The organism is Marinomonas aquimarina (genome assembly GCF_900089755.1).
GTDB lineage: Bacteria > Pseudomonadota > Gammaproteobacteria > Pseudomonadales > Marinomonadaceae > Marinomonas > Marinomonas aquimarina.
This window is the reverse complement of sequence record NZ_FLOC01000020.1, coordinates 1-13,291: the sequence shown is the minus strand read 5'-3', so window position 1 is coordinate 13,291 and position 13,291 is coordinate 1. Positions and strand designations below refer to the sequence as shown.

Here is a 13,291-nt window from a genome sequence, read left to right as displayed (position 1 = left end):
ATGTTTGAAAGTGCTTTATCTATCATCATCGCGTTGGGGGTGCTGATCACTTTCCATGAGTTTGGGCATTATTATGTCGCACGCTTATGTGGTGTGAAGGTGCTGCGTTTTTCAGTGGGTTTTGGTAAACCGATTTATAAGTACACGGCCAAGTCAGGTACGGAATTTGTATTGGCCATGATTCCACTAGGCGGCTTCGTACGCATGCTGGATAGTCGCGAAGATAAAGTACCAGAGTCCCTCAAACATCAAGCGTTTGATAATAAAAACGTTTGGCAGCGAATTGCGGTTGTGTTCGCTGGTCCCTTGGCCAATTTTATTTTGGCCATCATTATTTACGCCTTGGTTGCCGGCATGGGGCTACAAGCGCTAGCACCCAAAATAAGTGGCGTCGCTCAGAACTCGCCCTTGGCTCAGACGCAAATTGAGGCGGGAGCGGAGATTACCCAAGTCAATGGTGTGCCAACCCATTCTTGGGAAGATGTAAATTTAGCGTTAGCTGACTTGATTGGTCAGACAGGGCGCTATAGTGTTCGTTACTTGCCGGCTGACAGCAGTATTGAAGAAGAGGGCAGCTTTACCCTCAATCGTTGGTTAGTAGGGCAAGAGCCCAACACTCTGATTACCCAGTTTGGTGCACAGCCTTGGCGCCCTATGGTGGTGCCAACCGTTGCTGAAGTGGTGCCCGGCGGTGCGGCCGAGCAAGCCGGCTTTAAAATCGGCGATACCGTACTAGAGATTAATGAAGAGTCGATTTCAGGCTGGCAGAGCTTTGTTACTTGGGTGCAAAGCAACCCCGCGACAGCACTGCAAGTGCTGATTGAGCGTGATGGGCAAACACAGTTGTTAACGCTAACGCCGACTGCTCGAGAAGTAGAGGGCGCGACAACAGGTTTTGCTGGCCTTGGGGTGGCAAAACCTGTGCTATCTGAAGACGATCTGCGTGTGCGAGAATTTGGCTTTTTCGGCGCAGCAGTTTATGGTGTGCAACAGACATGGCAGATGACCTCGTTGACGCTGTCTTCGATCGGCAAAATGCTACAGGGATTAATCTCCCTTGATAATCTGTCAGGACCCATTACGATTGCCAAGGTTGCCAGCGCATCCGCTGATTCGGGTGTGCAATCGTTCTTAAAATTTATGGCTTACTTGAGTGTGAGCCTAGGTGTATTGAATTTACTGCCGATCCCCATGCTAGATGGTGGGCATTTGCTGTTTTTTGGGATAGAAGCTGTACGTCGCAAGCCCGTTTCTGAACGTGTTCAAGGGTTTGCCTACCGTATTGGCGCATCATTGCTGTTTGCGATGATGGCCGTTGCTTTATTTAATGATATTGCCCGCTTGTAGAGAGGTATATGTGAGAGTCTTTGTAGCATCAGTATTAGCGATTTGTAGTGCTCAAAGTTATGCGAAGACAGTTGCGGATGTTCGTGTTGATGGGTTGTTACAGATGACCCCCACACGTGCGTTCGAAACCATTGGTTTCCAGCAAGGTCAGGGATACGATTCCTCGCGCGTGCATGAAGCGGTTAATAACCTTTTTGCAACCGGCTATTTTAGCGACATTGAAGTTTTCGAAGAAGACGATGTGGTGATCTTTAAAGTCGTTGAACGTCCAACCATTGGTCAAATAGAGATCAATGGCAATGACATGATTTCGACGGAAGATTTGCAGCGTGGTCTACGTCTTTCCGGCTTAGAAGAAGGCGAACTGTATAAGCCTGAAACCCTTAATCAGATTCAACAAGAGTTACAACGCCAGTATTACGCGTTAGGGCGTTACAGTGCGCAAGTTGAAATGAACGTTGAAAACCTGCCCCGTAATCGTGTGGCTCTTAATATTAATATTGAAGAAGGCGTTACCGCTAAGATCGTCCATATTAATATTGTGGGCAATAAACACTTTTCAGATGAAGAGCTAACCGACAAATTTCAGTCGGCGGAAACAGGCTATTTTAACCCATTTAGCTCCGCTGATGAGTACTCTAAACAGAAGATTCAAGGTGACTTAGAAACCCTGCGTAGCTTTTATTTAGACCGTGGTTACCTAGATTACGAGCTGATTTCGAACCAAGTGAGCGTGTCTGCTGACAAGCGTGAAGTATACGTTGTCGTCAACATTGTTGAAGGTGACTCCTATGCGATTAACGACATTTCACTGAGTGGCTCTTTGCCAATCAGTGAAGACCGTATCTGGAAACACATCAATCAGAAAGCCGGCGACGCTTTTTCTCGTAAGCAGACCACAGACATCATGGAAGCAGTGTCGGGTGAGCTAGGTGACAGTGGCTATCTGTTTACCAATGTGAACATCATTCCGAATAAGTTGCCTGACCATAAGGTTGATCTGACCTACCATATTACACCCGGGCCAAAAGTGTATGTGCGCCGCATCAACTTCAGTGGTAACTCGGAAACCAAAGATGAAGTGTTACGCCGTGAGATGACCCAATTCGAAGGGGCTTTGGCAACGCACTCGAAGATTCAATCTTCTAAGCGTGCCATTGAGCGTTTAGGTTTCTTCTCAACCGTGGATCTTAAGACACGTCCGGTGCCAGGTACTGTGGACCAAGTGGATTTGGATGTGGTGGTCGAAGAGCAGCCTTCAGGTAGCATTCAAGCCAGTATTGGTTACTCTCAAGCAGAGGGTACGGTGCTGGGCTTTGGTATTTCGAAGCGTAACTTCTTGGGTACTGGTAACAAGCTTGGCTTTAACATGAGCCGCAGTAACCAAACGCAAGACTTTACCCTGTCGTATGACAATCCATACTTCACTGTCGATGGTGTCAGCCGCGGCTACAGCTTGTTCTATCAAGTCAGTGACCACGATGAAGACGATGTGGAAGACTACGACCTGGACCGTATTGGGGCATCGGTTAACTTTGGTTACCCGATTAGCGATACGCAGCGTTTGAGCTTTGGTGTGACGCTGAAGAATACTGGCGTCGATCTCGGTTCGAACCCGTCGCTGGAAACGCAGGATTACTTGGATACCTATGGTGACTCGTTTGACGATGTGATTGCTAACATTGTTTGGAGTGATAATGACATTGTCGGTGGTCTTTTGCCGACGGGTGGTATTAGTCACCGTGTGACCTTAGATGTTGCCACTCCGTTAGGTGACCAAACCTACGCCAAGATTGGTGCACTTTCTCAAGGTTATTGGAATCTAAGCGAAAATAACCTGTGGCTCTTCCACTTGAAGGGGCGTGCGGGCTATGGTGTTGGTTACGGTGATACTGATCGTCTGCCATTCTTTGAAAACTACTATGCGGGCGGTGTGTATTCTGTACGCGGTTACGGGGCTTCGTCTCTAGGACCACGTAACACCTACAATGACGATACTGAAACGGATTCTATCGGTGGCAACATGCTGTTAGCAGCCACAGCGGAAATCATTTTCCCGATGCCGATGGTTGAAGATCACAGCTCAGTGCGAACGTCGCTCTTCTTAGACGCGGGTAACGTGTTTACTGACTACTGCTTCTCGGGCAGTACCAGCTGTCAAGAAGGCTTTGATGCCGGCGAGATTCGTTACAGTGTGGGCTTCAACTGGACCTGGATCACACCGATTGCACCTTTGTCATTTAACATTGCGAAAACCTTGAATGACAAAGAAGGTGATGAGACGGATGTGTTCCAATTTCAGTTAGGTACAACCTTCTAACAGAGGTAAGGATTGAACATGAAAAAACTACTGAGTATGGCGTTTGTCGCCTTGTTAAGCGCCCATACGATGGCATCTGAAATTGCGGTACTGGATTTCCGTGCTGCGCTTCTGCAAAGTGATGCTGGGCAAGAAGCTGCGCAAGCGCCGAGACAGCAAGTTGATCAAATGAAAGCACGTTTGGATCAAGAAAATCGTACTCTGAAAGATATGGTCGAAAGCCTTAAGCGTGATGAGCTTACCTTGTCTGCTGACCAATTAGCGGAGCGTCGTGCTGAGGTCAACAAGAAACAAGCTCAGTTACGTCAGATGGTGGCGGCGATGCAGCAACAGGCTCAGCAAATGGAGCAGCAGTTGATTCAGAACCTGACACCTATGGGTGAAGCCGCACTGAAAGAGCTGATTGATGAGCGCAACCTAGACGCCGTGATTTCTCGTCAAGCCGCTATCTACACCAATGAATCTGTTGATATCACAGCAGAGCTGATCGAAAAATTGAATAAAGAGAAATAGTGGATGGGGTATACCCTTTCAGAGATCGCCGCCCACGTTGGCGGCGAATTATTTGGTGATCCAGATTATTGTGTTTCCGCACTCGGTACTTTAGATCACGCTGAAGCAGGCCAACTGAGTTTTCTGTCGAATCCTAAATATGCCGATAAGCTGTCTCGCTGTGAAGCTGGGGCGGTCTTGTTGCGCGACGTGAAAGACGCTGAATCGGTGCGCAACGCGATTATTGTGCGCAACCCCTACCTTGCTTTTGCTCAAGTCACACGTCTGTTTACCGCCGCTGAATGCGGTTGGCAAGACAGTATTCACCCTTCTGCTATTATTCATGACAGTGCTGAGTTGGCAGATAATGTCACCATAGGTCCGAATGTGACCGTTGGCGCAAATGTTCGCATTGCTGCGGGTTGCCAGCTGGGGCCAGGTTGTGTCTTAGGAGAAGGTGTCTCTTTGGGTGAACAGACACGTTTGGCGGCCAATGTGACGCTTTATGAGAAAGTAAAACTTGGCGCACGTTGTATTGTTCACAGTGGGACTGTCATTGGCGCAGATGGCTTTGGTTTTGCGCCTCATAACGGTGAATGGATTAAAATTCATCAGTTGGGCAGTGTGCTGATTGGTGATGATGTAGAAATCGGCGCGAACACGACGGTGGACTGTGGCGCGATTGAAGACACAGTGATTGGCAATGGGGTGAAAATTGATAACCTCGTACAAATTGCTCACAACGTCGTAATCGGTGATAATAGCGCGATTGCAGGTTGTGTGGGCATCGCAGGTAGTACTGTGGTTGGCAAAAACTGCACGATTGCCGGAGGTGCAGGCTTAGCGGGACATATTACCTTAGTGGACAATGTTCATATTACGGCGATGAGCTTGGTGACTCGCTCAATCGATAGCCCAGGGTCGTACTCTTCTGGAACAGCTTTGGATTCAACGCAAAAGTGGCGCAAATCGGCCGCTCGCTTGCGTCGTATTGAAAACATGGCTGCGCAAATCTCTAAATTGGAAAAACAAGTTAAAACGCTTTTAACAAAAGGTTAATGCATAAATGATGGATGTGAATGAAATTCGCCGTTACTTACCCCACCGCTACCCGTTCTTATTGGTGGATCGTGTAGTTGAATTGACTCCTGGGGAATCAGTTGTAGCGTACAAAAACGTGACGGTAAATGAACCGTTCTTTAACGGTCACTTCCCAGATCATCCAGTAATGCCTGGTGTTTTGATTATCGAAGCAATGGCTCAAGCGGCAGGCATCCTTGGTTTTAAAACCATGGACAAAACCCCACAAGATGGCTCAATCTACTACTTTGTAGGTGCTGATAATACACGTTTCAAGCGCCCTGTAGTGCCTGGTGATCGCCTTCAACTTGAAGCCAAAATCCTGACCGAACGTCGTGGTATTTGGAAATTTGAAGTGAAAGCGACGGTTGAAGGTGAGCTTGTTTGTTCTTCTACAATTCTATGTGCTGACAGGAAGCTATAAGTGTTGATACATCCAACTGCGATAGTTGATCCAAAAGCTGAACTAGACAGTGATGTTGAAATCGGCCCGTTTTGTATCGTCGGACCTGACGTGCAAATCGGTGCTGGTACTGTGTTGAAGTCCCATGTTGTGGTCAATGGTCATACGACCATTGGTCAGAACAATGAGATTTATCAGTTTGCTTCCGTTGGTGAAGTAAACCAAGACAAGAAATACAAGGGTGAGCCGACACGTTTGATCATTGGTGATCGAAATGTCATTCGAGAGAATTCAACCATTCACCGTGGAACCGTTCAGGATCAAGGTGTCACTCAAATTGGACATGGCAATTTGTTCATGGCCAGCACGCACGTCGGCCATGACTGTATGGTTGGCGATAATAATATCTTAGCGAACTATGCGGCCTTAGCTGGGCATGTCACGGTAGGGGATTCGGTTATTTTAGGTGGTTACACAGGTATCCATCAATTTTGCCAAGTGAACTCTTACAGTATGTGTGGCATGGGCTCTATGGTCACTAAGGACGTGCCGCGCTATGTTATGGTGTCGGGCGATCCTGCGAAGGCGCACGGTATGAATTTTGAGGGCATGCGTCGACGTGGCACGCCTGCCGAGGTCATTAAAGCACTTCGCTCTGCCTACAAGATGGTATACATCAAAGGTATGCCCCTTGAGCAGGCTTTGAGTGAGATTGAAGCGAGTGACATGTACCGCATTCAAGAAGTGGCTGATTTTGTCCTCTCCATTCGTCAGTCTAATCGAGGCATTGTCCGATAACGGATGACTGGCTCAAAAGAAACCCCGATCTCGTCGGGGTTTTTTTATGAAGGTAAAAGTAGATTATGCAAAAAAGATTTGTGATTGTGGCGGGCGAAGCCTCTGGTGATATCTTGGGGGCGAACTTAATTGAGCATTTAAAGCTACGCTTCCCTGATGCCATTTTTGAAGGCATTGGTGGCCCAATGATGATTGAAAAGGGCTTTCACAGTCTGTTCCCTATGGAGCGCTTGTCGGTCATGGGGTTGGTTGAGGTACTGGGCCGTTTACGTGAGCTGCTGGGCATTCGAAAGGCGATGATGAACCACTGTCTTGAGCATGAAGTCACGGCCTTTATTGGTATCGACTCGCCAGATTTTAACTTGCCTTTGGCGCGTAAACTTCGCCAGAAAGGTCTGAAGACCATCCATTATGTAAGCCCCTCAGTTTGGGCATGGCGTCAAAAACGTATTTTTAAAATCAAGCAATCTGTTGATTTAATGCTCACCCTGTTTCCATTTGAGCTGGAAATCTATCAGGAGCATGAAGTGCCTGCGGTATGCGTTGGTCATACCTTGGCCGATGAAGTGCCGCTTAGCAGTGATAAGTCCGCTGCTCGTGAGCGTTTAGGCTTGTCTCTAAATGAGGACTGGTTTGCCATTTTGCCAGGTTCCCGTGGCGGTGAAGTCAGTCGCTTGATGCCAGTGTTTGCTGAGACCATGAAAGTCATTCAGCAGCAAGTGACAACCGCAAAGTTTGTCATTCCGGCGGCCAATGCTGAGCGTCGCCTGCAAATCGAAGCCATTCTGCGTGACATTGGTGTTTCAGCGACGGTTGTCGACGGGAAATCGCGTGATGTGATGGCGGCTGGTGAAGCCATTTTGTTGGCGTCTGGTACCGCGGCATTGGAAGCGATGTTGGTGAAACGCCCCATGGTGGTCGCGTATCGTTTTACTAAGCTGACCTTTGCCATTATGAAACGCATGATCAAGGTACCGTATGTGTCGCTGCCTAACCTGTTGGCGCAAAAACGCTTGGTCCCAGAGCTGCTTCAAGATGAGGCGACTCCAGTGAAACTGGCGAATGCCTTGGTAAGTGAGTGGCGCGATTACGAACAAGATAAAGAGAGACAAAAGACGTTCTTAGATCTGCACGAAATGCTACGTAAAAATGCCGGTGAAGCGGCGGCACGTGCGATTGCTCAGGAGATTCGTAATGGCTGATTTAGAGCCGTTTGTCAGTCAGCAATACAGCGGAGTATTAGTGGCGGGAGCAGATGAAGCTGGCCGCGGCCCTCTGGCGGGTGATGTGGTAGCTGCCGCGGTGATTCTCGACCCAAACCATCCGATAGTGGGATTGAATGACTCGAAGAAGCTGTCAGAGAAAAAGCGTGAAGCTTTGTTTGACGAGATCCAAGCAAAAGCGTTAGCGTTTAGTATCGCGCGCGCCTCAGTGGCGGAAATCGATGAAATCAATATCCTTCATGCCAGCATGCTGGCCATGAAGCGTGCCATTGATGCGCTGCCAACGGCAGCGGAACATGCTTTGATTGATGGCAATCGTGTGCCCAAGGAGCTGCCTTGCCCGGCGGAAGCGGTCGTAAAAGGGGATGCGCGTCATGCGGCGATTGCGGCCGCGTCCATCTTGGCAAAAGTGACCCGAGATCGTGAAATTGTAGCGCTGGATGCCCAATATCCAGAGTACGGTTTTGCAAAGCATAAAGGTTATCCAACCGCCGTCCATTTGGCAGCGATTCAAGAGCATGGTGTATGTGATATTCATCGCCGTAGCTTTGGCCCAGTAAAACGAATCTTAGAAGGTTAAGCCCATGTCGTCCTTTATTCACCTTAGAGTGCACACCGAGTTTTCTCTGGTTGATGGCTTGGTAAAAGTCAAAGGGTTGGTGGCGCAGGCAGATAAAATGCAAATGCCTGCCGTGGCCATGTCCGATGAGAACAACCTGTGCGGTTTCGTTCGCTTCTACACAGGGGCCATGGACAAAGGTATTAAGCCTATCTGTGGCGCCGACATCATCTTGGAGGCAGAGGGCTTATTGGAGCAGCGCACGCGCATGACCTTGTTGGCCATGTCGAATAAAGGCTACAAGAACATCATTGAAGTGATCTCCAAAGGCTACCAACTAGGTCAAGTAGAAGGCCGCCCTATTATCAAGCGAGAGTGGGTCGCGCAGCATAATGAAGATGTGATTGCACTGTCTGGTGGCGTCAATGGCGATGTAGGGGTATTGCTGGCGAAAGGGCATGATGCGGAGGCGCGTGATTACTTACAGCGTTGGATGGATACGTTCCCCGATCGCTATTACGCTGAAGTCGTGCGTACTCTGCGTCCAGGCGAAGAAGATTACATTCATGCGATGGTGCCGTTAGCGGCCGAGTTTGACTGTCCGGTGGTCGCGACTAACGATGTACGTTTTATTAACCGTGGGGACTTTGAGGCGCATGAAGCACGCGTGTGTATCTACGATGGCGTCACACTAGAAGACCCGCGTCGTGAACACAAATATAGCGAAGAGCAATATTTTAAGTCTTCCGAAGAAATGGAAGAGTTGTTCTCGGACCTACCTGAAGCGATTGAAAATACGGTTGAGATTGCTAAGCGTTGTAATGTCGATGTCCTGCTAGGTACATATTTCTTACCAGACTTCCCTGTGCCAGAAGGCATGACCATGGAAGACTATTTTCGCCAGATTTCCCATGAAGGTCTGGAAGAGCGATTTGATCTCTTGGTGAAAAAATATGGCGAACGTATTGAGGCGCGTCGTCAAGAGTACATTGATCGTCTGAATTTTGAGCTCGATATCATCAATCAGATGGGATTCCCTGGTTACTTCCTGATCGTAATGGACTTTATTCAGTGGTCCAAAGATAACGATATTCCGGTCGGCCCTGGGCGGGGCTCCGGTGCCGGTTCATTGGTGGCTTACGCACTCAAAATTACCGACCTTGATCCACTTGAATACGACTTGCTGTTCGAACGTTTCTTGAACCCAGAACGTGTCTCCATGCCCGACTTTGATATCGACTTCTGCATGGATAACCGTGACCGAGTAATCGATTACGTCGCTCAGCGTTATGGCCGTAATGCGGTATCTCAGATCATTACCTTTGGTCAGATGGCCGCCAAAGCGGTTGTGCGAGACGTGGCTCGTGTCCAAGGCAAGTCTTACAGTCTTGGAGATAAGTTGTCTAAGCTGATTCCGTTTGAAATTGGCATGACACTGAAAAAAGCACTGGAAGTCGAGCCAGCCTTAGTGGAATTCATTGAAGGGGACGAGGCTGCTGCTGAAATTATGGAAATGGCGTTCTCTTTAGAGGGAACGGTTCGTAACTTCGGTAAGCACGCCGGTGGTGTGGTGATTGCACCGACGAAATTGACCGACTTTGCACCATTGTACTGTGAAGAAGACGGCACCGGCCTCGTGACCCAATACGATAAGAACGATGTGGAAGAAGCAGGCCTAGTGAAGTTTGACTTCTTGGGTTTAAAAACCCTAACGGTGGTCGACTGGGCGCTGAAAACCATTAATGATCTGCACGCCCGTGAAGGCAAAGAGCCGTTAGACATCGCTTTGATTGATTTGGAGGACAAAGCCACCTACGACTTATTGCAGCGTGCCGAAACCACTGCGGTGTTCCAGCTGGAATCCCGTGGTATGAAAGAGTTGATCAAGAAGCTGTTGCCATCACGCTTTGAGGACATCATCGCCTTGGTAGCACTTTACCGTCCTGGTCCGCTTGGTTCGGGCATGGTGGATGACTTTATTAACCGTAAGCACGGTCGTGCTGAACTGGCTTTCCCGCACCCAGATTACCAGCACGAAGACTTGATCCCTGTGTTGGAGCCGACCTACGGCATCATCTTGTACCAAGAGCAGGTAATGCAGATCGCTCAGGTATTGGCGAAATTCTCCTTAGGTGGCGCCGACTTGCTACGTCGTGCCATGGGCAAGAAAAAGCCTGAGGTTATGCAAGAGCAGCGCTTAATCTTTATGGAAGGTGCAGCGAAGAACAACATCGATAAAGACCTGGCTGGTAACATCTTCGACCTGATGGAGAAGTTCGCGGGTTACGGCTTTAACAAATCCCACTCGGCAGCCTATGCCTTGGTGTCCTACCAAACTGCATGGTTGAAGCACCACTATCCAGCGCCATTTATGGCGGCGGTATTGTCTGCCGATATGCAGAACACGGATAAGATCGTTATCTTCGTGGAAGAGTGTCGCGCCATGAATTTGGTGGTCGACCTGCCGAACGTGAACGAGTCGGTGTACAAGTTCGCCGTGAATCTGAAAGGCGCCATTGTATACGGACTTGGAGCGATCAAAGGGGTAGGGGAAGGTCCTATCGAAGCCATTGTTGAAGCCCGTAAAGAGGGTCCGTTTAAGCATATCTTTGACTTCTGTGAGCGTGTTGGTCGTAAGGTCAATAAACGTGTGATGGAAGCATTGGTGCGCTCGGGTGCGTTTGATACCATCGGGCCTAACCGAGCGACCTTGTTTGCCAGCATCGATGAAGCGTTAAAACGTGCCGATCAAAATGCCAAGAACCAAGATGCGGGGATGATGGATTTGTTTGGTATTGCGGTGGAGGAATCCACTGAAAATGCCTACGATGAAATTGGGATTGAGCCTGAGTGGCATGGCCGTAAGCGTTTGGATGGGGAAAAAGATACCTTAGGCCTGTATGTAACGGGTCACCCGATCGACGACTACGAAAAAGAAATTCGCCGTTTTGCGCGTCAGCGCATTGTTGATTTGCAGCCGAAACGTGACACCCAAGTGATGGCGGGGTTGATCGTTGAGATGCGTATTACTAAGAGTAAGCGTGGCGGTAATATTGCCTTTGTTACCTTGGACGATCGCTCGGCACGAATCGAAGTGGCGGTATTCCCAGATACTTTCGAGAGTGTGAAACAATACTTGGTCAAAGATCAGGTGGTGGTGGTCGAGGGTGAAATCAGTATTGATGAGTTCCGCGGTGGTCAAAAGGTAGCGGCGCGAAACGTATTAGATATGGCCACGGCGCGCATTCGTTATGTGGAAGCCCTGCGCATCGACTGGCTTGAGGAAGAGGTCACACAACAGAACATTGACGCCTTAGCAGGCTTTATTGCCCCATACCGCGGCGATGGCTGTGATGTGGTGATCGGTTTTGAAACAAACCAAGCCATTGGTGATGTCAAATTGGGACCGCAGTGGAAAATTCGCCCCGATGACGAATTAATTCACGAACTTGAAAAACAATACGGTAAACAAAAGGTGCAGTTAGTGTATACTTAGCGCCATTTTATCATTCTTTCACTCGCGTATCGTCAACGGAACGGCGCGATAGGATGTTCGAAGCTAGAACTTTCTGTAGAATATTAGGCAACTAAATAGCAGCGTGTAAAAAATGAATCTAGATTACTTACCTTTTGAGCAGCCAATTGCTGAGCTCGAACAAAAAATTGAAGAGTTACGTCTTGTTGGTAATGATAATGATCTGAACATCAGTGAAGAGATCAGCCGACTAGAAGATAAAAAGATCACTCTAACGCAAAGCCTATTCAGCAATCTAGGTGCGTGGGAAGTATCTCAGTTGGCACGTCACCCTAAGCGCCCTTACACACTGGACTACATTAAACATGTCTTCACTGATTTTGAAGAAATGCACGGCGACCGTCATTACGCAGACGACCGTGCGATTGTCGGTGGTGTAGCGCGTCTTGATGGTCGTCCAGTGATGGTCATTGGTCACCAAAAAGGCCGTGAAGTTAAAGAGAAAGTGATGCGTAACTTTGGTATGCCGCGTCCAGAAGGCTACCGTAAAGCGTTACGCTTAATGGAAACCGCTGAACGATTCAATATGCCAATCGTGACACTAATCGACACACCTGGAGCCTACCCTGGTATCGGTGCGGAAGAGCGAGGCCAAAGTGAAGCGATCGCTTACAACTTAGCGGTTATGTCTCGTCTAAAAACACCAATCATCTCAACCGTAATTGGTGAGGGTGGTTCTGGTGGTGCACTCGCTATCGGTGTGTGTGATGAGCTAATGATGTTGCAATACGGCACTTACTCAGTAATTTCTCCAGAAGGTTGTGCATCGATCCTTTGGAAGAGTGCGGAACGTGCTTCTGATGCAGCGAAAGCCATGGGTATCACCGCCGACCGCCTACAAGAGCTTGGCTTTGTTGATAACATCATCGAAGAGCCGCTTGGTGGTGCACACACCAGTCACTCTTTAATGGCTGAACGTTACAAAGAAAATGTGTTGGCTGCTCTGGATCGTCTAGAAGCGTTGACGACAGACGAGCTACTAGAACGTCGCTACAACCGTCTAATGTCTTACGGCCTATAATTAGCCGTCGTAAGATAAGATCTCTAAAAGCCCGCTGCTTAGTTTAAGTAGCGGGCTTTTTTTGTTTTTATACCCCCTCCCAGCCTTCCTCTTGGTAAGGGGGAGGAGCTCAGATTTGCAGTACTGCGATATATCATGTTCCCTCCCCTTTGTAGGAGGGAAGTACGACAAGCTTCACTGAAGCAGCTTTTAAATACGAGCGATAGGCTTTTTGAGCGATAAATGCCACTTTTCTAAAATTAATGCAAAAAGTGCTTGCGTTGAAAATTCTGATGCGTATTATACTCACCCACTGACACGGCAGGTCGCCATGACCTATATTGCTATCACAGCAAACAGTGTCACGCTCTTTAAAATAGATAATCAGATAATTTGTGTGGGCGCTTGCTGGAGACTTCTCAAAAACTTTGAAGTCTTAAGCAAGTGACCATGTCAATTCGCTTTACGTTCTTTAATCTTAGGGTTGAAGAATATAGTTAAAGTCAGACGTGATTCATGAGTTTGAGCAAGCTT

The 13,291-nt window shown here is 48.3% G+C and carries 10 protein-coding genes; all 10 read left to right on the top strand.

The window, feature by feature from the left end; genetic code table 11:
- On the top strand, positions 1-1,347 hold the full coding sequence (gene rseP, locus MAQ5080_RS15005) for an RIP metalloprotease RseP (RefSeq protein WP_067212302.1): 1,347 nt from the start codon (positions 1-3) through the stop codon (positions 1,345-1,347).
- Positions 1,328-3,667, top strand: a complete 2,340-nt coding sequence (bamA, locus tag MAQ5080_RS15000) for an outer membrane protein assembly factor BamA (protein WP_067212304.1) — start codon at positions 1,328-1,330, stop codon at positions 3,665-3,667. The genes rseP and bamA overlap by 20 nt, the downstream gene beginning before the upstream one ends.
- An 18-nt stretch (positions 3,668-3,685) precedes the next feature.
- Positions 3,686-4,180: an OmpH/Skp family outer membrane protein gene (locus tag MAQ5080_RS14995; RefSeq protein ID WP_067212306.1), complete on the top strand. Its 495-nt coding sequence runs from the start codon at positions 3,686-3,688 to the stop codon at positions 4,178-4,180.
- Positions 4,181-4,183: 3 nt separating this feature from the next.
- Positions 4,184-5,218 carry a UDP-3-O-(3-hydroxymyristoyl)glucosamine N-acyltransferase gene (gene lpxD / locus MAQ5080_RS14990; protein WP_067212307.1) on the top strand — a complete coding sequence of 345 codons (1,035 nt, stop codon included), beginning with the start codon at positions 4,184-4,186 and terminating at the stop codon, positions 5,216-5,218.
- 7 nt (positions 5,219-5,225) lie between these two features.
- Entirely contained in the window at positions 5,226-5,663 is a 438-nt protein-coding gene (gene fabZ, locus MAQ5080_RS14985) for a 3-hydroxyacyl-ACP dehydratase FabZ (RefSeq protein ID WP_067212309.1), read from the top strand.
- Positions 5,664-6,440 carry an acyl-ACP--UDP-N-acetylglucosamine O-acyltransferase gene (gene lpxA, locus MAQ5080_RS14980; RefSeq protein WP_197464638.1) on the top strand — a complete coding sequence of 259 codons (777 nt, stop codon included), beginning with the start codon at positions 5,664-5,666 and terminating at the stop codon, positions 6,438-6,440. It abuts the gene before it with no gap.
- 65 nt (positions 6,441-6,505) lie between these two features.
- Positions 6,506-7,642, top strand: a complete 1,137-nt coding sequence (lpxB, locus tag MAQ5080_RS14975; RefSeq protein WP_067212313.1) for a lipid-A-disaccharide synthase — start codon at positions 6,506-6,508, stop codon at positions 7,640-7,642.
- Positions 7,635-8,243 (top strand): ribonuclease HII, encoded by a 609-nt coding sequence (rnhB, locus tag MAQ5080_RS14970; RefSeq protein WP_067212316.1) that lies wholly within the window; start codon positions 7,635-7,637, stop codon positions 8,241-8,243. Before lpxB ends, rnhB begins: the two co-directional genes overlap by 8 nt.
- 4 nt (positions 8,244-8,247) lie before the next feature.
- Positions 8,248-11,718: a DNA polymerase III subunit alpha gene (gene dnaE / locus MAQ5080_RS14965; protein WP_067212319.1), complete on the top strand. Its 3,471-nt coding sequence runs from the start codon at positions 8,248-8,250 to the stop codon at positions 11,716-11,718.
- A 112-nt stretch (positions 11,719-11,830) separates the two neighbouring features.
- The gene (gene accA, locus MAQ5080_RS14960) at positions 11,831-12,778 is read left to right on the top strand and encodes an acetyl-CoA carboxylase carboxyl transferase subunit alpha (protein WP_067212322.1); all 948 of its coding nucleotides are present in this window, start codon (positions 11,831-11,833) and stop codon (positions 12,776-12,778) included.
- Positions 12,779-13,291: the final 513 nt, after the last annotated feature.